This window comes from Leuconostoc gelidum subsp. gelidum KCTC 3527, from assembly GCF_000166715.1.
Taxonomy (GTDB): domain Bacteria; phylum Bacillota; class Bacilli; order Lactobacillales; family Lactobacillaceae; genus Leuconostoc; species Leuconostoc gelidum.
The window spans coordinates 1-20227 of sequence record NZ_AEMI01000008.1 but is presented as its reverse complement, the minus strand read 5'-3'; the positions used below and the strand labels follow the sequence as shown (position 1 = coordinate 20227).

Genomic DNA, 20227 nt, shown 5'->3' with positions numbered 1-20227 from the left:
GGGTACATGAGGCGTTAAGCAAAGCGCTTACGGCACGTTGACCCTTTTCAGCCATGGAACAGCTCTGCTGTGGAAAAGGAAGCGCCCAGCTCTGCTGGTGCGCGACTGGTGGCGTTTGAAAAGGGGATTACGTGCCGTTGTGTCTTTGTAGCCGATTGTGCGCTGAATAACGTACAATCATTTGATCAAATTCGCCAACCCCCCAAATTACTAATAGGGGGGGTAAATTTACAGAAATGCCAACAGGCAACAAGCCCTCATTCTCACGGGGCGTTGATTTACAGCGATTTAAAAGCGGTGTGTAAATTCGTTTTTAAATTAAAATTCAATGTCTAAAAATCAGTTTATTATTAAAGATATTTAATAAAAATAGAAAAGAGGTTATCAAAACAAGAATTGCTATATCAGTACCTTGGTATTCTACCAAATGAATTATATGGCACAACGCATAATACAGGTTATGTGTTTTTATTTGGTCATTTTCTAGACGGTCAAGTCATTGATACACGGGTATATCAAGTTGCAGGTGATAAGTTACCCCCAGCACTTGCATTGGGGACTATCGTGGATCCAGAACAGGTCTACCAGAAAGGAGAGGGCGATTGGTACATGACGTTTGCTACGCAGTCCGTTGATGAAAAAATGGATCGTATGCAGATTTGGGACGTTATTTACAAACAAGTAAAACATGTCAGAGAAATATTTTAAGTTAGATTATGAAGTCACTAGAGGAATTGATTTAGTGGCGTTCCGTAAAGAGTTGGACTTATCGCAAGTTCAAATGGCTTTGTTTCTTAATGTTTCACGGTCAACTTACATCAAAAAAATTGAAGCTAGTGATGAAGTGATTGCCACGTTATTAAATGCAGATCAACGGCATACGCTAAGAGTGTTGTTGAATGCAGACGGCATGAGCTTATGGCTGGATTATTTAAGTATTTCGTTTAAAATGCGTACTGCGGAATGGCTAGTCAAAACGCTTTTACAGTCAGGATATGATTTATTTATTCAACGTGACGGTGGACGTTTTGGTTATTCAATTACCTATGCATTTGCAGGTCAAGCATTTATAACGGTGTATGGCAAAAAAGACGCGCCAGAAAGTTTGATCACGGTATCAGGGCAAGGCATACGTATTTTGGAAAATATGCTCATGCAACAGGATAGAAATATTTTTGATTTTCTCAGCCTTGCTTTGGATAACGGTGGTCATGTGACACGAATTGATTATGCTTTTAACGATATGGAACGAATTTTTAACATTTTTGATCTCTACAAGATTGTTGAAGCAAAACGCTACACGCAAAAATTTAGAAGTGAGCCAACCTTTATTGGTAATGGTCAATCAGGTGGTGCAACCATGTATTTTGGTTCCCGCAGTGGTCAAGTTTTCTTTCGTTTTTATGAAAAAGACAAGGAACAGGCAACTAAAAGACATATTCCGCATGAAGAAATTGGCATAAAAAATCGTTATGAAATTGAATTAAAGCAGGATCGTGCGCAAACACTAGCCCAGCACCTTGTCGAAAAACGTAAAGTCGGACCCGAATTATTTGCCTACTTTCAAGAATACGTTAGATTCTATGATGTGTCCGTTGATAAAATGGCGCAGAAAGAGATTGATAAGTTACAGCAATGGGCGCCCTGGCGTGCCTTTTTGCAACAGGCTAGTGTGGTTGAGTATGTTGCGCAACCAGTCGATTTATCTATGGCGCGTTCGCTTGATTGGTTTATTACACAAGTTGCACCAACTTTAAAAGCCTTGATCCTATATTTTGGTCAAGAAACGATAGATGAAATTATTGATGACGCAGAATTAAGTCCGCGTCAAAAGAAATTGTTATCAGTTGCTGAAAAGGTCAACCTACCTTTTTAAAAGTTAAAAATTGGAGGACACACAGATGTCAGAACAAGGAACACAATTCAAAAAAGCACTTAGCGCTACTGCAACCGAAGTCGCTAATTTTAAGGCATTGTCAAAAATCGAAGACGGTAATTTGTATGCTGCTGTTAACAAGGCTAAGGAAATCATGGAAAATGATCCAAAGTGGAGTGATTTAATTGGTGATGATCTTGCTAGTTTACGTCGTAACTTGTCTGTGTTGAACAAACAATACAAGTCGTTGCCAAAGGTGGCGGACAACGTCATCAATTTAGCAGAAGAAATTACGCAAAAAGTAGATCGGTTTGGGGGCATGTAAGATTTGTGTTTGATAAGTTAAAGTCAATCAGAAAAGGTTATGTCAAATCTCGTGATAAACCAGATCAATCATTACCTTATGCCAAAGTCCAAAAACGGGGCAAATGGATTAGACGTTTTGTTAAAATTGCCCTGGTGTTAGTTGGTTTGAGTGGTGCAATTGCTTTTATTAAAGCTAGTAATGTGAGCCAGACTAATCATAAGCTCATTGCTAAGATGAAAACGTATGATGACAAGCTAGAAAAGGCTAGTATGGGACAAAGTGTTTATTCACCTAGTCTTAATCGTTATGCACAAGGTTTTTTTCAAACCTATTTCACGCAGTCAGATAATGATGATGATAAGCAAAAACGTTTGAAAGCCTTAAAAAAGTATTTTGCCACTAATATCAGTAGCACAATTTATGATAATCAGGACTCGCAAAAAGAAACGTATGTGGGATCCAGATTATTAAATACGTTTACCAAAAATGACGTGAAGATTGCACAGTATCAAGTTGGCTATACAGTTGGCAACGATAAAAATACAATTATTCGCGTTTTTAATTTGCCTTTTGCTCAAAAAGCAGGGCAGTACACTGTTTTGGCGTTACCTTATGCCACAACCGAACAAGATATTGTCGGACATGTTGGCAAGATTGATCAAGATGACACCAATAATGCCACGTTGGCAAGCAGTGATAAAGTTCAAGCCTTTGTCAAAGCCTTTAGTGAGAAGTATGTGAGTTCAAAAGCTAGTGATATGTCCTTAATCATGAAAGAGCCAGAGGGACTAGAGGGACAATACGCCGTTAAGAGTATTGATCAAGTCAACGTTTCAGGTTCTAAGGATAACATGAACATTAAATACTTATTGACGCTAACGGACACAGAGACAAAGCTGGAACATTCAGAACAGATTACCTTGACCGTTTCGCCAAAGGGATCAACCTATTATGTGGTTAAGATGATCCATACACAAGGCGGTCTATTAAATTAAGAGGAGGTTATGATGAAAGCAATCATCACAAATTATATGTTTCAAATTCCGACACTAGGGATTAGTTTTAATGGGCTACAAAGTCAAGTAGCAGGTTGGGTATCAGCCATTGTTGCCATGATTATTATGTGGAAAGTAGGACAACATTTCTTTAAGGGTTCTGTTGGTCAAATCGTTGTAACGATTGCAATTGGTGGTTTAGTCTACTTTGTGGTTAAAAATCCAGATAGTGTCCTTAACTCTGTGGGTGGTATCTTCAAATCTCTATTTAGTTAATATGGCAGAAGTTTATAACTATCAAAAAGCCTTGAAGCAAGATATTGTTATTCGCAAAATTTCAGAAGATAAGAGTTTACCTGTTGGGATTAGTTTGAAACCAGCGGTTATATTTATAGTTTCTTTTATCGTGCTCTATTTTATTTTTCACGATCCGTTGCGAATTTTTTATCATGCCAATCCAGATTTAGGAAAAATAGCTTATTTGGGTACTTATGGTGTTATACCTTTTGGGATAGTCACATTGGCAAACAGAGTGAAGCCTGACGGCTTAGGATTAGTGCAGTATGCCCTTTCAATCGTGACATTTGGTATTAAAAGAATACTTAATCGAACGGTTTATTATCATGATCGTGTCTTGCCAACTGGTTATTTTGAAGAGAGTCACATGGCAGATACGCCAATTATTGTTGAAAAATCTAAAAGTCGTGATTGACGTTAAAAATCAGAAAGGATAAGCGCAAATTAGCGCTTTTTATTTACAAAAAATTATCAATTAAATATCAAATAAAATCTGCCACCAAACACGGAGACCGCGCGCCTGCAACACCAGCCACACCAAAGGCAGTTGAAACGGCAAGCATTTTGCCACATACCAATGCTAATGAGCAAGGTAGTGGGGCAGTGTTAGAATTAATGGCAACTATTGCTAGTCTTGGTTTGCTTGGTGCAATTAGCAAAAAGTTTAAGAAACAAAACTAATTAGATTAACTGCTGGTCGTGACGCTATCACAGAATATAATCAAATGGGGTGTGAAGCCCAAATAATCAAAAGGGGGCAGTTATGTCATTTAGTGAAAATCAAGAAGTGAAGAAACGTATCAATTATTTACAATCGCAGTTAGATTTAGTTGATATAGCTGTTCATTCGATACCTATTTTGGTGGCAAATGTTGAAAATCATCAAACAGTAGAACAATGTAATGAAGCGATTGACACATTCACAAAAGACGTACGCCAATTGTACCGTGACTTGTCTTTGTTTAAAGATATTAAATTTTAAGAAATGGAAGTATAGGAAATGCAAAAACAACTTTTAATCGCAGGTTCAGTGCTTGGTGCTTTAGCATTAGGTCATCAAGCAGTCAACGCTGATACTGTACCAACAGCGACTGATACTAGTACAGCACAATCAGTACAAGCGACTTCTACTGTATTGCCACAAGTCAAGGTAGTTGCCTTAACGGCTAGTGTTGATCCAGTGGCAAGTGCGACATCATCAAGTGATGATTTTGGCGATAATGATGATAGTAATTTGCCAGGTGGCGACACAGGTTCAAGCTCATCATCAGATAATGGTAGCTCAAATTCATCAAGTGACAATAGTGGCACTGATACACCAACGCCAACACCAGGTGATGATAATGACAACGGTTCAACACTGCCAGATGATAATGGTGGTTCATCATCAGATAATGGTAGTTCCAGTTCATCAACTGATAATGGTGGTTCATCATCAGATAACGTTGGATCAAGTTCATCATCAGACAATGGTGGTTCAAATTCATCAAGTGATCAAGGTGGCTCATCATCAAATAATGGTGGGACAGATAATTCAAACGCTGGTGGATCGAGTTCATCAAGCGATAACAACACAGTACCTTTGACACCGACAACACCTGATAAGAATGATAATGGTGAAACTAATCATGTGAAACCAGTTGAAGTAACGCCTGATAGCTCTGGTAATGTTGTTTCAGTCCCAACACAAGTCGCTAGTGTTCCTAGTGTAGCTCGAGCTGTTGAAGCCTATAATCAAGCGTTAACAGCTAATGATAAGGACGCTAGAAATGCTAAGGTGGTTGAAGCAAAACAAAATCTAGATGACGCTGTTGCCAAAGCTCTACCAGAAACACATGCAACACAAGCAAAATCATCAATTGGCATTTTAAGTGCTGTTTCAGGCGTTTTGGCAATGACAGGCGCATTGATATTCAAACGTTTTAAAAATTGATGAGTTCACACCTAAAGGGGGTGTTTTTTTAATGATTAAGTTTAGTGAAATTAAAATATTTGTTGGCGCTGTGAATGTACCGTCTCTTGGTCAATGGTTTACCTTGCCTGTGTCACCTAGTCGGGTAACACAAGTTTTAACCGAAAAGGGCGCGATTGGATCAGATACTGGTAACGAAGAAATCATGATTAGTGATTATGAAGCACCATTTAAAATAGATCCTTATGAGTCGATTGTTAAGCTAAATAACATGGTTGAGAGTGCCAAAAGAGCGTTTGAAAATGGTGTTGATGAGCAAACTTTAGCTGATTTATATGATCAAGGGTTAGTTCTACTTGATAATCAGATTGACAGCCAAGTTGAAAATTTAACAATTATCAAAGCAGAAGATGAAGATGACTTAGCCAACGAAGTGATCTCAAGGCGTGGTGGTGTTGGTCAGCTATCGAATGAGGACATCAATTATTATTTTGATTTCAAAAAATACGGACATGATCTGATTTTGGGTGGTGATTTCACGAAGCTACCTCATGGCGATTATGTAGAGTTGTAGTGTTAGTTGCAGAATTTAAAGCAATTTATAATGCTTATCTCTATGATCTTAATGTCACTGATATTAAGTGGACGTATCTCAAAACTACCCTTGAATTGCGCTATTTTGATGCGAACGGTTTAATTCAAATCAGGTGGCGCATTAAGAATGGTTTTGTGTTGGAAGATACAAAAAAAGTGATTGTCTATTAGCAATCATCTACAAAGCCTAGACTTTGTAGGTACATAACAAATAAAAAAATAAGGAGACATCAATGAAACTAGCAGTACCATTTAAAGCCGTGAAAGATAATATTTTATTAACCCAGGACAATGAAGCCTGGGCATATTTCAATATTGAAGCACTAAGTATTTCAGATAATGATGAGGCCGGTATTTCCAAACGACAAACACAATTGAGTCTATTATTTGATCGGCTCGCTGATTTTGAAGATTTTGAATTGCGTCTTTATAATCGTGATTTGGATTTGGTTAATCGTTATAAAGAATTACAACCCTCTTTAGCAACAGATATGGGTGAGACACCCGTTCAAATGATTGTAGATGAAATTAGTGCCATTACCGCTACTGGTGTGTCACAGACAATTGAGCGATTTGTTTTGGGTATCAAATTACATAATCAAAATTCTGGTAAAGTGATCAAACAAGCCACTAATGCTATGAATAACTTTGTAGATGAGTTGGCTGGTTGGTTTAATTATGAAAAGCCATTTGATGAAAAACTGTTTGATGACTTTAGACCTAGTGAAAAACAGGCTTATGAAAAAGTTGGCTATTTGGATCATACCAGGCGTTTGACCACTGATGAATTAGTTCATTTAATGCGTAATAACTATATCCAGGGACAGCTCCATGATTTTAGAAAAGTCGGACATGAACGTGATATTTTCAAATTAAGTGATACTGTGATTGATGACGGGGCAGTGAGTGGTTACGTTAAATTGGTTAATGATGACAATGTGCGCTATGTTGCCAAATTAGTGTTATCGACAACGCCAGAAAACATCACAGGCTTTCATTTATTCCGACTGGTACAAAATATGAGTTATCCAATCGACATCAATTTGAAAGCACATTATTATAAGTCAGAGGGTATCTATGGCTTGGCAACTCGTGCTAGTCAATCGTTAAAGACTGCTAGTAATAATGTTGAAGAACGTTATCAGGCAGAGGGATTTTCTTCTAGTAAAGATGATAAAACGATTGAAATTGCCGAAGTGCTAAACGATCATATTTCAGAAAAGAAAAACTTCTTTTCCACCTTAGTCACGTTTACGGTATCAGCGGAAGATATTGAAATCCTACATGATCGTGTTGCTAATTTAATAGAATCATTTAGGAGTATTGACGTGAATATTGTGAAACCAATCGGTGAACAAAAACGTCTTTTCTATTACGATTTAATGGGTTCTGATGTGTCTCAAAACCGCTATTGGGTGCAATTATTGACCAGTGAGGGTATCGGTGAGTTGTTGTTTGCCGTCAATCAACAAGTTGGTAGTAACATTGGCTTTTATATTGGACGTGGTGCGCCAAAAACAGTTGCTAATAGTACCCAGGACGCATTAGATAGTTCAAAGCGCTTGGTCTTTTTTAATCCGTTGATTACCAACGAAATTTTAGACGGATCCACCAGCACAACTAGCCCTAATATTATGATTACAGGTAAAACCGGTAGAGGAAAGTCTTACCTCACTAAAATCATTTTGAAAATCATTCAACTTTCAAATGCTAAAGCAATCTATTTTGATCCTAAGCAGGAAATGCGTAAATGGTATTCAGCGGTATTAAACGATCAGACCTTTAAAGCAGATTATCCAGATGAATATACATTATTGAATAATGTGCGTTTTGTGACGCTTGATGTTTCTGATAAAACAAATTATGGTGTTTTGGATCCCTTTATTGTGATTGATGTGCGGCATACAATGGGACAAACACAGTCAGGTGAAGAAAGCTTAAAGGCTACGGTACAAGAAATTTTTAAACAAATTTATCGTGATTATGGTTCCTTAATTGCCGAAACAGAATTAGATCTTGCCATTAATAAAATTATTCAAAAGCGACAAGCTGGTGAAACCGTTGGTATGTTAGATGTCATTGAAGAATTAGCCCAAAATGAAAATGAAGACGTGAAACATTTAGCTAAGTTTTTATCAGGTAAGGTTACTCGTAGCTCATTATCTCTAGTATTTTCACATGGTGAAAGTGAGGGCTTGAAGTTAAACAATCGGATTACCATTCTTGAAACAGCAGGATTGACATTGCCACAACATGACAAAGCCAAACAGGATTACACCGAATTTGAGGTAGCAAGTATGATTGTGATGACGGTGTTAGGTGTCTTTAGTCGGACGTTTGCGACACGGGATTATGATGAAAAAACGGTTGAAATATTTGATGAAGCATGGACGTTTACAACGTCTGATATTGGTAGTCGTATTTTTAATGAAATGGCACGTATTGGACGTTCTGCCAATAACTTGTTAATTCCCGTGACACAATCAGTTCATGATGTTAAAAGTGATAATTTTGGTGTTTTATTTGCCTTTGATGAGGATAAGGAACAGCCAGATATTTTACAACATATTGGTTTGCCAGTTAATGATGACAACATCAAAGAATTAGGTAATATGGTCATGGGACAGTGTTTCATGAAAGATATTTATGGACGAGTTGAAAAAATAACGGTTGATGAGCCATTGGTTGCTATGCAACGTGCCTATCAGACGGTTAAAGCTGGTGACACGGCACAAGCCGAAAAAGCTTATCGCTAATATGTTAAAATAGAACAGTCGATAGTTAAGTTAAGTGGTGGCTATTCTTTCAACAGAAAAGAGGTGGTGCTTATGGTGTAAAACCTATAAACACGAACTCTAGGAAAGGAAAAGCCTGGTGTCTGTTTCAGACGCTTTACAGCTCATGTTTATGTTTGGCACTTTTATAGTTGCCTTACTAGCATTGGTTGTTGAGTTGATTAAAAGTCAACAAAAAAAGTAACCACTCAACTTTTGACCGAGTTGTGATTACTTAAAAAGTAAATATAACGAATAGTCACTGCTTAGCAGGCTATTGATGTTAAAGGGAGTAGTTCGAGCTACTTCCTTTTTCTATACACAATTATAACATGATGATTGAAATGATGAAAGGAAAACACATGCAAATCAAATTTTGTCGGAAGCTGATTATTTTGGCTTCTTTTTTGTTTGTTTTAGGCTTTGCACAAACGCAAGTGTCCGCAGATGATAGCAGTAGTTCAAGTAGTACGTTAGTTAATCAAGATACGCTTAATGCAATTGATGACGCTTCAAAACAAGCTGATAAAGCGGTAGATGAGGTGACAAGTGACGCAGAAAAAAAGTCAGGCGATACGAGTACCACTGATACCTCATTTAAAGCCAGTGACGCACAAAATATCAATAAGTTGAATGACTCACTGTTTTCATGGCAACCCTATTCAGAAAAAATTGGTGTGACGGACTTAGCCAATAATACGGGTATGGGCTTAGCTAAGTTTTTTTGGTATTTGAATACTTTGATTTATCAAATCAATGATGAGTTATTAAGTGCTTTATCAAATGACGGTAATTTATCAAAAGCCTTTACACAAGCCCAGAACGCTGTTTCAGGTAAAGTAAAATCTATTTTTGATCAAGGCAAGTTGTTGTTTGGTGGATTAGCTATTATTGTCTTAGCAATTACGGGGTTCATGCACTTTGCTAGTGGTCGTACGTCATCAGCGGTTCGAATGGTGGTTAATTTTGTTGGTATTTTATTAGTCGCAACGCTTTGGTATGGCAATGGTAATGAGTTATTTAATCAAATCAATGAAGGCAGTGATGCCGGACAGGCGCAAGTCTTAAAAGTCATTGGTAAAAGTAATGATAATGTTAAACCGGGTGACACGTTAAGAGTCGGGTATTTTGAGCGATCCATTGAACGTCCTTATTTTTTGATGAATTATGGGAAAGCCACAGCAGACGCAGTGACTAAATCAGGTGGTAATTCTTATCAGTTTATATCGACAAATAATAAGAGAGATGATAGTAAATTACAAACAACTGTCAGTGCCGTAGCAAAGAAATTTCCTAATACATTGGGGAAAAATAACTCATTTAACAAGGCAGGTATGAGTTTAGTTGCAATAGTGGTATCAATTGTTAATGCTATTCCTTATGACGCAGTGGCTTTGTTTAATATCTTTGTTATGGTCATTGAATTGGCTTTGTATCTCTTGTCACCGTTTGTTTTGGTTATGGCGTTATTCCCACAATTTGCCCGTAACGGGTATAAAATTGTTGGCGCAACGATTATGTGGGGTATTGCTAAAATTGGGGCTGGTTTCTTAATTGTTTTGGTCGGGGCTTTACAGACGTTCACTGATAGTTTTATCCCAGCAACTAATTTCGGCTCATACGCAGTTAACGCATTCCTATTCTTTTTCTTAGTCTTTATTGTCTATAAGTATCGTGGTAAGCTATTTGAATTTGTTGGGGTTAGTTACTCAAGAATTGAGGGACAAATGCCACAAGCCATGCGCTTATCTAATCTACGTGAAAAGGGGCAGAGTATTAAGCAGTCTAGCGTTGGTCAAAAAATTAGTCAAATGGGACCAATGCAACGTATGTCACAAAGGCGTGATGTACGTGATGAGATGAAAACCAAACAGGCAGAGGAAAAACGACAACAAAATCTTTCTCGTGTTCGTGATCAGTTGTTAGGCAAAGAGCAGGCAAAAACACAAAAATTGTCAGATAAAAATAAGAAACCATTGACGGTTGATGAATTCAAAAAGCCAATGGATTCTAAAAACTCTGATGATCCAAAACAGGCAAAGATTGAAAAAGACGGTGTTCATTTACCAAAATCAAACTTTGAAGCCAAACAACCTAATAGGCGGGTCAATAATCCAAAAAGTAAGAATAATGGTTCAGATAGTCAACAGGAAGTGGCTAAAAAGCGTGAAGCGATTAAGCGTCAATTATATGGTGATCAATTGACACAATCACAACCTAAGACACTTAATAAGGTGCCTGATAATCATAATAACTTTGAGCAATCAAAGACACCAAAACGTCATGAAATTGCTAATGATCAGAAAAAAACAGTTAATCGTGACAAAATTGCTCGTGAATTATTAGCCGAACGTGATAAGCAAAAGGAACAAAAACAAAAGTTACGTGATGAAAAAGGCAGTCAGTTAAAAAATAAATTTGGAAAGGATAACTCGTGAAAAAAATGAGCTTAATAATCGCTACAATCGTTGTGGCAGTAGTAACTACGGCGTTTTTATTGTATAATAATAAGTATCATGATACACCAAATGATCGCTTAAAAACGGTGTTTTATCAAACCCTGGGTAAGCATAAAACCGTGATCGTATTTCATAAAAAGGGGTGTTCAACCTGTGAGAAGTTGACGGGTGATGTCAATAAATTACAAAAAATGCGTGATCAAAATAATCAGGCAACCATTGTCGTAGATTACATGAATTTAGTGACACGACAATATTTTGAACAGTATCATGTTCAAGTGGCACCAACTGTCTTAGTGGTACAAAAAGGGGCAGTGATCAAACGAATTGTGAAGCCAACACATGAACAAATGGCACAAATTGCGAGAGAATAAATCAATTGATTGGAGAGCTATGAATAAAAAATCAGCGTTGACATTGGGATCTATTGGGGGCGTGTTAGTCATTTTGATTATCATTATTGCTTTTATAATGACGGGACAACATGAAACTAGCTCACAATCTGCCAGTTCAAAATTGCCAAAAATCAATCAAGCTAAAGTGATGAAGCGTGTTGATTATGAAATGTTTAATACAGCAAATGACCTGAAGTATGTTGAAAATACTGACAATATTTTAGATAATGTATTTGTTGATGGCGAAAAAATCGGGGAAGATACAGGACGTGGTATAGCAGGAATGATTGACTCAAGTCTTGGATATACCAGTTCAAATGATATGCCTGCAATTTATCTTAAAGCTAATGAAATAGAAAATTTGACAACAAAGTGGGAAAAGGACGGCAATTCATTTGTTGCTAAAGGCTACTTTGTTGTCAAAGATACGGGTAAAAAATATCCATTTGCCTTTGAGTTCAACGCTGATTATATGATCCTACAAGAGTGGTATGGAAAGGATATTAAAATTTAAAAATGACAAACACTAGAATAAAAGTGTTGAGTGCTATTGGGTTTTTCCTGATTGGCGCTTTTTTTTATACACAATTTCAAAAATCACAAATCAAACAAGCGACTGCCACCGTTGCTAAATTATCAGCGACACAAACGTTGATCAACAATAGTGGCACAATCACAAAAGTGATTGCTAATGATAATCAATTGCCAGATAATAATCAATCAAAAGCCACTGTTAATGCTTTGTTTAATGCAGGCTATGTGTCAGACAAACAAGTGTTATCAAAGGTGGCAAATGATAAAGTCAGAAAGTTTGTTAAACAATTTCTAGGGCAATTAGAGAGTGATCCAGCACAAGCCAAAAAGTGGCATGTATCAGATAATCAATTGCAATTTAGCCAACAAAAAGACGGCCTATTATTTTTTGGTGCCTTAACGGCAACTAATGGTAGTCGGACAGTTAATTATCAATTATTGGGACAATTGAATGCAAAAGGTAATGAGGTCATCTCATTGACTTTAGGTAATCTCACAAAGGGGATCAATAATGACACGTAAAACAGAAATCGGTTATTATGCCCTGTTAGTGGTTATGGTGCTTGGTAGTTTGCGCTTTGGTCAATTGATGTGGCAACAACAACAAACCTTATCACATTTGCAAAAACAAGCTAAGCAGTTAAAACATAAACAAGCCATTGCTAAAACTAGCCAGCCAAAAGTGAAGCAGGTGGTTGCTAAAAGTACCATTACGAAAGCTAGTGAGACTAGTCAACTGTTCTTCAATCTTGCTTATAATTGGTCATCTGGATCTGATTATAAAAAACGTATCACGAAAATTAAGCAAGCTAACTTAGTCACCAGTCAAGTTTTAGCCAATGACTACTTATTTCCAGAGGTTGGTGGCACGGCCGATTACATTGATAATAATGGCTTGAAATCTAGTGTGGTGCAAGTGGCATACTATCCAAAGACAACTAATGATGATCAAACTAGTGGTGTCGTTGGTGTGGCTGTGAATGCGAAACATGACAGTGATGTTGGCAATGGTGAAACACGTTACTACTATTTCAATATTGACTATCAAACCAGTGATAATCAAATTACTAGTCTTGATTATGTTGGGCGGTTAGCTGTTAATCAAAGCACTGATTTTAATACTTTTAATCCTTATGAGTAATCAATAAGGATTTTTTTGTTAGTCAAAATTCAGAAAGGAGATCATGTGAAAAATAAAGTTAAACAAGCAGTCGTGATGAAAATTGCCTTGTATTGTGCGCCACTACTTGTCATTTTAATACCAGTGCTTTTAATCATTGCGTTAACAATGAACAATCCTAGTGTTGTCTGTCAGACTGATACAACCACCGCGACGACAAGTTCAGATAGTGGTTCCAGTAATGGATCCTTAACTGATAAAAATTCAGATATTGGTAAAAGAGTTAGTTATATTATTGATCGTTTTAAAAAAGCTGGTTATTCAGGGGATAATATTTTAGCAATTATTGCGATTGGTTGGCGTGAAAGTAACTTAAATCCTAAAGCGGTTAATCCTGCTGGCTCTGTTAAAGGTATCTGGCAGTGGGGTGCTGGTGGTATCAACGGTAATCGCTATCAAAATACGGCAGATACAGTTGAAGCCCAGGTTGATTTAGCATTTAAAGAATTGGCAAGTAGCCATACCGTTGCTAGATTGGGATTAGCAAATGCTAAAGATATTGATAGTTCAGCTTTAGCCTGGGACACAGGTTTTGAGGGTGTTGGGGCAAGTGATCCACAGCGTAAAGTGTCCGAAGTGAAGGCTTGGGCGGAGTCCATTAAAAAAACGTATGATCTTAATTTTGAGGGATCATTGAGCAGTGGCAATAATGCTGTTAGTGATAGCAATACATCAGCAAGTAATAGCGCAGACAGTGATAGCAATAATCAAAGCGCTTATTGTAATACTGATGATAGTGGTTCGGCTGACGGTACAGGCAAGATTAAAGAGAGTGGGCTATCATTTCGGGACAAAAACAGCATTCCAGATGACATTAAACCCTACGTGCATAACATTACGGCCAAAAAACTAAACTGGAGCTTAACGACACCAGACGCCTATAATCAGTGTGCTGGTTTCTCACAAGTCTATATGAATGCGATTTGGTCACCTAATTTTACTTTTAGAGGAAATGGTAATGTGACGGCAGAAGCAGTGGCAAAAGTGACTGGTGTTAAGGTTACAACGACACCAAAAGCTGGGGCAGTATTTTCTTCTGATCGTCCTAATCATACAGGCGTGGTGTTACATGTTTTGGCAAATGGTGACCTAATTATTGCTAATCAAAATGCTGTCAAATCAGGACAAAATGCAGGAACTAGTAGGGATTATGAAGTTACGTTAGTGCCTAAAAAATCGTATGCTAAGGACAGTCAAGTTGTTGGTTATGGGGACATGACATTTGCTTATCCTGGGGACAATTCAAAGTATAAATTACATTGGTAAAAATGGCTATATCTACGTTCATCTAAACGTTTTTAGTCGGCTTTTTCTATTTTGACTTCAAATATGCTGAATAAATCTACCACACTATAAAAATGAAGGCAATATAAGGAGTGAGAAAATATGACATTGAAAGAAAAAATAGGCATTAATAACATTTTGCCAGACAGTGCCTATCAAATGGTGAAAGAAATATTTGTTACTGTAAAAAATGATTATTTGCAGTTGTATACGGATTATCAGAGTTCAAACAAGTTAAATAGCAAAGCTATGCAGTCGGTTTATCTTGAATTAGCACATTTCTATCAACGCTATGATGATCGAATGACCCCCTATTTGGTACAAGATTTATATGAGCAAATTAAGCAGGTAGAGCGTTTAGTAGAATTATTAACAACGTGTGATCAGGCATTAGAAAATTTAGATCAGACAATTAGTTTAATTGAACATCAATATGATGAAGAAACTGTGATCAATGACGCTATGAAAACGATACGTAAACAGTATCAGACATTGTTAGAAAAAGTGGGTTTAGACGGCAGTGTTATTGATCCTGTTAATCAAGCAATAGATCATATTCATGGTCAATATCGGCAATTGCAAGTTCAAAACAAAGCTTTATTTTTTGCACAATTGGAAAATATCCACGATCAAACAATTAAGTATATTAGACACTATATTGAAATTGAGTTTATTCAAAAACGGATTGATTATGGATTCGATCAGTTTAATACATTTTTGCGCTTAGTCGTTGATAATGCAATTCATCATAAAAAAGATGGTCATTAGTATTGCCAGAATGTAGATGATTAGAATAAGTATTGGAATAGACAAATAACCAGGTAGGTTAGCTTTAATTGAAATAGTATTGGATGAATGGAACAGTTTTAAAAATAGATAACCAATAGTCTCGAACACAATTTCACTAAATAAACTTATCAAATCCATACGATAAAATTTACGTTCCTGTTGATTTTCTCTTAATTTTTCGACCATAGTTTCATTTCCTAAAAGTAAATCGTCCGACGATACTCGTAAGTCAATAAATCACTTTTTTATTCGAGCAAAACAGTTTGAACAGCCAAATGATATTCGTTGACCAAGGCATGATCAGAACGATCCCTGTTTTAGAAGGTGACAATCGATAATTCAAATTCAGGTGAGCATATTTTAGCTTTCACAAAAAAACTCCAGTACTTAATTATCTCAGATTCTGCTTTGGAAATAAAATAGACTGGAGTTTCAGTGTACGGGCAATTTGAGAAAAGAACATGAATCTCTGTCTGTATTTTTTTCTTATGCGTTTGAGCATAAAATTTTTAAATAATCGCCAAAAATTTCTCTGATATGTAAAACATTCAGAATAAAGAATTAATGAGTTATTTAATAATTGAGTTAATGATTTTTTACTTATGATGATTTTCTAGTATTTTGACAGTTTTTCCGCCAATAATAGCAATGTCGCAGATATTGATAAACAAACCATGTTCGACAACGCCAGTAAAAGATTTCAGTGTTTTACTTAATTCTAGAATGTCAGCAATTTCCTTAATATCAATATCGATAATGTAGTGCCCAGAATCAGTAATCAATTTTTCATTGCTTTTTGTTAAACGAAAATCTGGATGTAGTGATAGTTTATCTAGTTTGTTAAAAATATGGTTGGCTCCAAACTTTACAACTTCTACAGGAAGTTTAAAGGAACCTAGATGTTTACTTTGCTTAGAACTATCAACTATCCAAATATTTTTTTTTGAAGATATTGCAACTATTTTTTCGAATAAAAGAGCTGCCCCACCACCTTTAATACCATTTAGATTTTCATCAAATTCATCGGCTCCATCAACCGTTACATCGATATTTTCTACGTCATCTATATCAACTACATTCATTCCTAAAGAATGAGCTAAACTTGCAGATTTACTCGATGTTGTGACACAGGTCACATTCCAATTCTCTTCTTTGATTTTTTTATTCAATGCGTTAATAAAGTATGTGGCAGTGGATCCGGTTCCTAGTCCAACCGTCATACCGTTTTTAATATAGTTAACGGCAAAAGCAGCAGCCATTTTTTTTTGTGTGTTGATGTCCATTACTAAAAGTCTCCTTGTTGTTAAATTATATTACATTATTACCGTGTCATTGTAACTCTATTTAATTAGATTATAAAACTTTTTGGAATGAAATGTTAATTAAGTTTATACATGAAAAACTTTCAGACGTTTTTCAACAGAATTACAAATATAACGTGATGAAACATTTATTTTAAAGAAAGCGTTTATATTGAATTTCAGAAGTGTATAATAATCACTGTTGTGAAAATATTATTTTGAAAGGAATTAGATATTATGTCTAAAGTTATTACAGTATTGGGGTCAACCAATATTGACAAAGTGATTATGGTGCCTAGGTTTGGAAACAGTGGGGAAACATTGAGTACGCCTAACCATCAAATTAATGCATTAGGAGGAAAAGGTCTTAATCAAGGGGTTGCCGTAGCAAGAGCAGGTGTTAAGACTAACATGATTACCAAAGTTGGAAAAGAGTTTAATATTTCTGAAAATATGAGTGATTCGTTGCTCAGTACAGATTATGTTCTTGTTTCTGAAACAGAGGAAACAGGTCAAGCATATATAACAGTCTCATCTGAAACTGGAGATAATATTATTCATATTTATGGTGGGGCTAATGCTGATTTAACAGTTTCTGATGTTCGATCTCAGACTAAAGCTATTGCTGAGTCTGATTTTGTTATTGCTCAGTTAGAGACCCCCGTTGAAACTGTAATTGAAGCGTTCAAAATCGCTCACGAGAATGGAGTTAAGACTATACTAAACCCAGCACCAATGCCTGAGGTTGGAGGTCTGCCCGTAGATTTATTGGAATTAACAGATATTATTGCCCCTAATGAACATGAAACAGCCATTTTAACTGAAATTAAAGTAACTGATGAGCATTCGTTAATCCATAATGCCGTATATTATTTTGAGCGTGGAATTGACACTGTAATTGTTACTTTGGGATCTAAAGGATCATTCTATATGAGAGACAATGGTGATAAAGGTTCAGTACCTGCATTTAAGACAGATCCTGTTGATACAACAGCTGCTGGAGATACATTTATTGGTGCTATGGCAACTAGGCTACATGCTAACCTGGATAACTTAAGTGAAGCAATGTTGTTCGGATCAGCGGCATCATCAATTACGGTATCTAAAGCAGGTGCTCAAGTCAGCATACCTACTGAAGAAGAGATTTTGAGTGTTTTAAAGTAATAGGAAGAGGTTAGTTTATTGTTATGCGTAAAACAAATTTATTAAATACAAAAATAGCAAATGCTGTTTCTGAAATAGGTCATACTCAGTGGTTGACAATTGGTGACTCTGGTCTTCCTATACTGGATGATGGGCGTAAGATTGACTTATCAGTAGTTCGTGGCTTACCTAAATTCATTGATGTTCTAGCAGCAACTTTATCAGAAATGAAAGTACAAAAAGTCTACTTAGCATCAGAAATTACTAAAGAAAATACCGATCAACTAAGTAATATAAAAGATTTGTTGGATGACGATGTTGAAATTGTTTGGATAACACATGACAAGTTAAAAGAAATGAGTAGGTCGCAAAATAATATCGCTTCTATTAGAACTGGAGAAATAACGGCATATTCTAACATAGTGTTGGAATCGAATGTTGATTTCGTCGGTGAAGCAATTAAATAAGTTATGCTTAATCGATAACTTTAGAAAAGGAAATTTAAAATGAATTTAGTTGGGTTATTATTCGCACTGTTAGCAGTTATTGGTTGGAGTGCTTATCCTACATTAGTATCTTATTTTGGTGGTAAACCAGTTCAGGGAATATTTGGTGCAACTTGGGGCACACTTATTGTTTCCATTTTTTTGGTATTCTTTCAACATTTGAGTATTCCAAGTGGTATTAATTTTTGGTTAGCTGTGTTTTCTGGTGCAGCCTGGGCATTTGGTAATGTACTCACAATTGCTGCCTTTGGAATGCGTGACCAATCTGGAACTGAATTAGGATCGGCAAAAGCAATGCCAATCTCAACAGCTTTTCAAATAACAGCCAATGTTCTATGGGGTGTTATTATGCTTGGAAATTGGAGTTCATTTTCTTCTAAGCTTATTGGTGCGATTGCTGTAATCATAATTTTAATTGGTGCTTACCTAACTACTTACCAAGAACAAAAAACTTCTGGTAATAAAGAGTTGCTCTTAAAAGCTGTTGGTGTTTTGTTAATTGCGCAAATTGGATATTCTCTTTATGGTATCTTGCCACAGTATACACATGGCACAGATGGGATGCACATGTTCTTTCCACAAGCCATTGGTATGGCAGCTTTTGGATTAGTATTAGGCCTTTATGAGTTGGTTAGCAAGAAAAACAATATCTTTAGCCAACCAGTAACTTATAAACAAATTTTTTCTGGATTTTTCTTTGCAATGGCTGCTTTAGGATACTTAGTGTCAGCTCAACCGGCAATGTTAGGATTGGCGACGGGTTTCGTATTGTCTCAGGTCTCAATTGTGGGTGCAACGGTATCTGGAATTATTGTTATGAAGACAAAAAAGACGTCTAAGGAATGGGTAGTAATTTCTATTGGGCTAGTAGCAATCGTTGCTGCTGCCTCAGTGACAGCATTCTTATAGAAATATAGTGTAGCATTAATAATTGAGTGATTAGAATGTGACTATTTTAATTACTGAATGCTTTGGCACAATATACTAGTAATGTTTAAAAAAGCTTAAGTTCTGCATATTTATACTTGATGTAAACCCGATAAATTGGAAAGAGTAAAAATTCTGTTTAGAAAGTTATTGGGTTTTTATGTCTAAATATTTAAATGAATTTAAAATAATGGTCGTTGAAACGTGGGTTTCGGGTACCAGATACTTTATGTCGAGCCAGCCAACCGACATCAATTCTTTTGTTAAATATTCTCCTACGGGTATCGCTGAACAATATGTTACAATTTTAAATAATACAATAGATGAGATGGCTACAGTATCTTTGTCATTACAGGCAAAGCAACCGAAAGCATTAACTATTTCAGGATCTAAAGGGTATTTTAGAATACTAGAATTTCCACGCGCCCAAGAAGCTGTTTGGTACCATACCGAGAGTGGGCAAACAGAACTAATTGAATCGGGGCATACTGAAGATGCTTTATTTTATGAAATTTCTGATTTTGAATCAGGTATAGACAACTCAAAAAAATTAACAGTATATGAAACGATAACAACCGACGTCTTCAGTATTTTTGAAAATATGAAGCAACAGTGGGGTGCATAAAGTCTATTATTGTAAGAGGGATCATTAACTCCAACCAAATTTGTTTATTATTAGTTATTCAAATTAGAAACACCGTGATCATTAAACGAACAATTTTTTAATGTATTGTACTGTTCTAGCAGAAACACTAAAAGCTTCAGCAGTTTCTTTTACAGTGTGAATTTGAGAATATTCAAAGATGGCTGTGTTTCGGCTATCTTTTTTTCTTTTGGGTCTTCCTTCGTTATAATTGGGGTTATGTTGCCTTGCAAACATTTTGCCAGCTTGTGTGCGCTCAATAATCATGTCACGTTCCATTTCAGCAACCGACAATAGTGTTCTAACAAGGT

25 protein-coding genes and 1 pseudogene are annotated in these 20227 nt (G+C 36.3%); 24 read left to right on the top strand and 2 right to left on the bottom strand.

The features are described 5' to 3' along the window. Positions 1-396: 396 nt before the first annotated feature. From EUI_RS0102305 to EUI_RS0102210, 20 genes are all read left to right on the top strand, one after another. Positions 397-708, top strand: a complete 312-nt coding sequence (locus tag EUI_RS0102305; protein ID WP_010015782.1) for a hypothetical protein — start codon at positions 397-399, stop codon at positions 706-708. Then, positions 689-1876 carry a replication initiation factor domain-containing protein gene (locus EUI_RS0102300; RefSeq protein WP_010015781.1) on the top strand — a complete coding sequence of 396 codons (1188 nt, stop codon included), beginning with the start codon at positions 689-691 and terminating at the stop codon, positions 1874-1876. The genes EUI_RS0102305 and EUI_RS0102300 overlap by 20 nt, the downstream gene beginning before the upstream one ends. Positions 1877-1901: 25 nt before the next feature. Next, entirely contained in the window at positions 1902-2201 is a 300-nt protein-coding gene (locus tag EUI_RS0102295; RefSeq protein WP_010015780.1) for a hypothetical protein, read from the top strand. A 5-nt stretch (positions 2202-2206) separates the two neighbouring features. Then, positions 2207-3178 (top strand): conjugal transfer protein, encoded by a 972-nt coding sequence (locus EUI_RS0102290; RefSeq protein ID WP_010015779.1) that lies wholly within the window; start codon positions 2207-2209, stop codon positions 3176-3178. A 12-nt stretch (positions 3179-3190) separates the two neighbouring features. Continuing rightward, positions 3191-3454 carry a TcpD family membrane protein gene (locus EUI_RS0102285; protein ID WP_010015777.1) on the top strand — a complete coding sequence of 88 codons (264 nt, stop codon included), beginning with the start codon at positions 3191-3193 and terminating at the stop codon, positions 3452-3454. 1 nt (position 3455) lies between these two features. Continuing rightward, a complete protein-coding gene (locus tag EUI_RS0102280; protein ID WP_010015776.1) occupies positions 3456-3890 on the top strand; it encodes a TcpE family conjugal transfer membrane protein in 435 nt (144 codons plus the stop codon). Next, on the top strand, positions 3887-4156 hold the full coding sequence (locus EUI_RS10730; RefSeq protein ID WP_010015774.1) for a hypothetical protein: 270 nt from the start codon (positions 3887-3889) through the stop codon (positions 4154-4156). The genes EUI_RS0102280 and EUI_RS10730 overlap by 4 nt, the downstream gene beginning before the upstream one ends. An 82-nt stretch (positions 4157-4238) precedes the next feature. Continuing rightward, positions 4239-4457: a hypothetical protein gene (locus tag EUI_RS0102270; protein ID WP_010015773.1), complete on the top strand. Its 219-nt coding sequence runs from the start codon at positions 4239-4241 to the stop codon at positions 4455-4457. An 18-nt stretch (positions 4458-4475) separates the two neighbouring features. After that, a complete protein-coding gene (gene uasX / locus EUI_RS0102265; RefSeq protein ID WP_010015772.1) occupies positions 4476-5408 on the top strand; it encodes a serine-rich aggregation substance UasX in 933 nt (310 codons plus the stop codon). 31 nt (positions 5409-5439) lie between these two features. Continuing rightward, positions 5440-5961 (top strand): antirestriction protein ArdA, encoded by a 522-nt coding sequence (locus EUI_RS0102260; RefSeq protein WP_010015771.1) that lies wholly within the window; start codon positions 5440-5442, stop codon positions 5959-5961. Beyond that, positions 5961-6152: a hypothetical protein gene (locus tag EUI_RS0102255; protein ID WP_004903368.1), complete on the top strand. Its 192-nt coding sequence runs from the start codon at positions 5961-5963 to the stop codon at positions 6150-6152. The genes EUI_RS0102260 and EUI_RS0102255 overlap by 1 nt, the downstream gene beginning before the upstream one ends. A 62-nt stretch (positions 6153-6214) precedes the next feature. Further along, positions 6215-8737, top strand: coding sequence for an ATP-binding protein (locus EUI_RS0102250; protein ID WP_010015770.1), 2523 nt, complete (start codon positions 6215-6217; stop codon positions 8735-8737). A 118-nt stretch (positions 8738-8855) separates the two neighbouring features. Next, positions 8856-8960 carry a putative holin-like toxin gene (locus tag EUI_RS10965; protein ID WP_004903361.1) on the top strand — a complete coding sequence of 35 codons (105 nt, stop codon included), beginning with the start codon at positions 8856-8858 and terminating at the stop codon, positions 8958-8960. A gap of 157 nt (positions 8961-9117) precedes the next feature. Next, positions 9118-11193, top strand: a complete 2076-nt coding sequence (locus tag EUI_RS0102240; RefSeq protein ID WP_010015769.1) for a CD3337/EF1877 family mobilome membrane protein — start codon at positions 9118-9120, stop codon at positions 11191-11193. Further along, a complete protein-coding gene (locus tag EUI_RS0102235; protein WP_010015767.1) occupies positions 11190-11588 on the top strand; it encodes a thioredoxin family protein in 399 nt (132 codons plus the stop codon). The genes EUI_RS0102240 and EUI_RS0102235 overlap by 4 nt, the downstream gene beginning before the upstream one ends. Positions 11589-11607: 19 nt before the next feature. Beyond that, on the top strand, positions 11608-12123 hold the full coding sequence (locus EUI_RS0102230; protein WP_010015765.1) for a hypothetical protein: 516 nt from the start codon (positions 11608-11610) through the stop codon (positions 12121-12123). Positions 12124-12125: 2 nt separating this feature from the next. Further along, entirely contained in the window at positions 12126-12665 is a 540-nt protein-coding gene (locus tag EUI_RS0102225) for a hypothetical protein (protein WP_010015764.1), read from the top strand. Continuing rightward, entirely contained in the window at positions 12655-13284 is a 630-nt protein-coding gene (locus tag EUI_RS0102220; protein ID WP_010015763.1) for a hypothetical protein, read from the top strand. Before EUI_RS0102225 ends, EUI_RS0102220 begins: the two co-directional genes overlap by 11 nt. Positions 13285-13329: 45 nt before the next feature. Beyond that, complete coding sequence (locus EUI_RS0102215; protein WP_010015762.1) at positions 13330-14589, top strand: phage tail tip lysozyme; 1260 nt, start codon at positions 13330-13332, stop codon at positions 14587-14589. Between the two features lie 120 nt (positions 14590-14709). Further along, on the top strand, positions 14710-15375 hold the full coding sequence (locus tag EUI_RS0102210; protein WP_010015760.1) for a hypothetical protein: 666 nt from the start codon (positions 14710-14712) through the stop codon (positions 15373-15375). 617 nt (positions 15376-15992) lie between these two features. On the opposite strand, the gene rpiA is transcribed toward EUI_RS0102210, so the two are convergent. After that, positions 15993-16679, bottom strand: coding sequence for a ribose-5-phosphate isomerase RpiA (gene rpiA / locus EUI_RS0102200; protein ID WP_010015758.1), 687 nt, complete (start codon positions 16677-16679; stop codon positions 15993-15995). Positions 16680-16934: 255 nt separating this feature from the next. Here rpiA and rbsK point away from each other — a divergent pair, with 255 nt between their 5' ends. The 4 genes from rbsK to EUI_RS10005 all read left to right on the top strand — a co-directional run bounded on the left by rbsK (position 16935) and on the right by EUI_RS10005 (position 19898). Then, the gene (rbsK, locus tag EUI_RS0102195) at positions 16935-17861 is read left to right on the top strand and encodes a ribokinase (protein WP_010015757.1); all 927 of its coding nucleotides are present in this window, start codon (positions 16935-16937) and stop codon (positions 17859-17861) included. A gap of 23 nt (positions 17862-17884) precedes the next feature. Further along, on the top strand, positions 17885-18307 hold the full coding sequence (gene rbsD / locus EUI_RS0102190; protein WP_010015756.1) for a D-ribose pyranase: 423 nt from the start codon (positions 17885-17887) through the stop codon (positions 18305-18307). Between the two features lie 39 nt (positions 18308-18346). Continuing rightward, positions 18347-19255 (top strand): GRP family sugar transporter, encoded by a 909-nt coding sequence (locus tag EUI_RS0102185; RefSeq protein WP_010015754.1) that lies wholly within the window; start codon positions 18347-18349, stop codon positions 19253-19255. A 178-nt stretch (positions 19256-19433) separates the two neighbouring features. Beyond that, a complete protein-coding gene (locus EUI_RS10005) occupies positions 19434-19898 on the top strand; it encodes a hypothetical protein (protein WP_010015753.1) in 465 nt (154 codons plus the stop codon). 81 nt (positions 19899-19979) lie between these two features. Here the strand turns inward: EUI_RS10005 and EUI_RS10000 are convergent. Then, positions 19980-20227: pseudogene (locus EUI_RS10000) on the bottom strand (recombinase family protein); the annotation flags it as partial.

Bases quoted from the DNA above. Each gene is read 5' to 3' on its own strand.
- EUI_RS0102225 (WP_010015764.1), top strand. From the start codon at position 12,126: ATGACAAACACTAGAATAAAAGTGTTGAGTGCTATTGGGTTTTTCCTG.
- uasX (WP_010015772.1), top strand. From the start codon at position 4,476: ATGCAAAAACAACTTTTAATCGCAGGTTCAGTGCTTGGTGCTTTAGCA.
- EUI_RS0102230 (WP_010015765.1), top strand. From the start codon at position 11,608: ATGAATAAAAAATCAGCGTTGACATTGGGATCTATTGGGGGCGTGTTA.
- EUI_RS0102260 (WP_010015771.1), top strand. From the start codon at position 5,440: ATGATTAAGTTTAGTGAAATTAAAATATTTGTTGGCGCTGTGAATGTA.
- EUI_RS0102240 (WP_010015769.1), top strand. From the start codon at position 9,118: ATGCAAATCAAATTTTGTCGGAAGCTGATTATTTTGGCTTCTTTTTTG.
- rbsD (WP_010015756.1), top strand. From the start codon at position 17,885: ATGCGTAAAACAAATTTATTAAATACAAAAATAGCAAATGCTGTTTCT.
- EUI_RS0102185 (WP_010015754.1), top strand. From the start codon at position 18,347: ATGAATTTAGTTGGGTTATTATTCGCACTGTTAGCAGTTATTGGTTGG.
- rpiA (WP_010015758.1), bottom strand. From the start codon at position 16,679: ATGGACATCAACACACAAAAAAAAATGGCTGCTGCTTTTGCCGTTAAC.
- EUI_RS0102300 (WP_010015781.1), top strand. From the start codon at position 689: ATGTCAGAGAAATATTTTAAGTTAGATTATGAAGTCACTAGAGGAATT.
- EUI_RS0102295 (WP_010015780.1), top strand. From the start codon at position 1,902: ATGTCAGAACAAGGAACACAATTCAAAAAAGCACTTAGCGCTACTGCA.
- EUI_RS0102210 (WP_010015760.1), top strand. From the start codon at position 14,710: ATGACATTGAAAGAAAAAATAGGCATTAATAACATTTTGCCAGACAGT.
- EUI_RS10005 (WP_010015753.1), top strand. From the start codon at position 19,434: ATGTCTAAATATTTAAATGAATTTAAAATAATGGTCGTTGAAACGTGG.
- EUI_RS0102280 (WP_010015776.1), top strand. From the start codon at position 3,456: ATGGCAGAAGTTTATAACTATCAAAAAGCCTTGAAGCAAGATATTGTT.
- EUI_RS0102250 (WP_010015770.1), top strand. From the start codon at position 6,215: ATGAAACTAGCAGTACCATTTAAAGCCGTGAAAGATAATATTTTATTA.
- EUI_RS0102220 (WP_010015763.1), top strand. From the start codon at position 12,655: ATGACACGTAAAACAGAAATCGGTTATTATGCCCTGTTAGTGGTTATG.
- rbsK (WP_010015757.1), top strand. From the start codon at position 16,935: ATGTCTAAAGTTATTACAGTATTGGGGTCAACCAATATTGACAAAGTG.
- EUI_RS0102285 (WP_010015777.1), top strand. From the start codon at position 3,191: ATGAAAGCAATCATCACAAATTATATGTTTCAAATTCCGACACTAGGG.
- EUI_RS0102270 (WP_010015773.1), top strand. From the start codon at position 4,239: ATGTCATTTAGTGAAAATCAAGAAGTGAAGAAACGTATCAATTATTTA.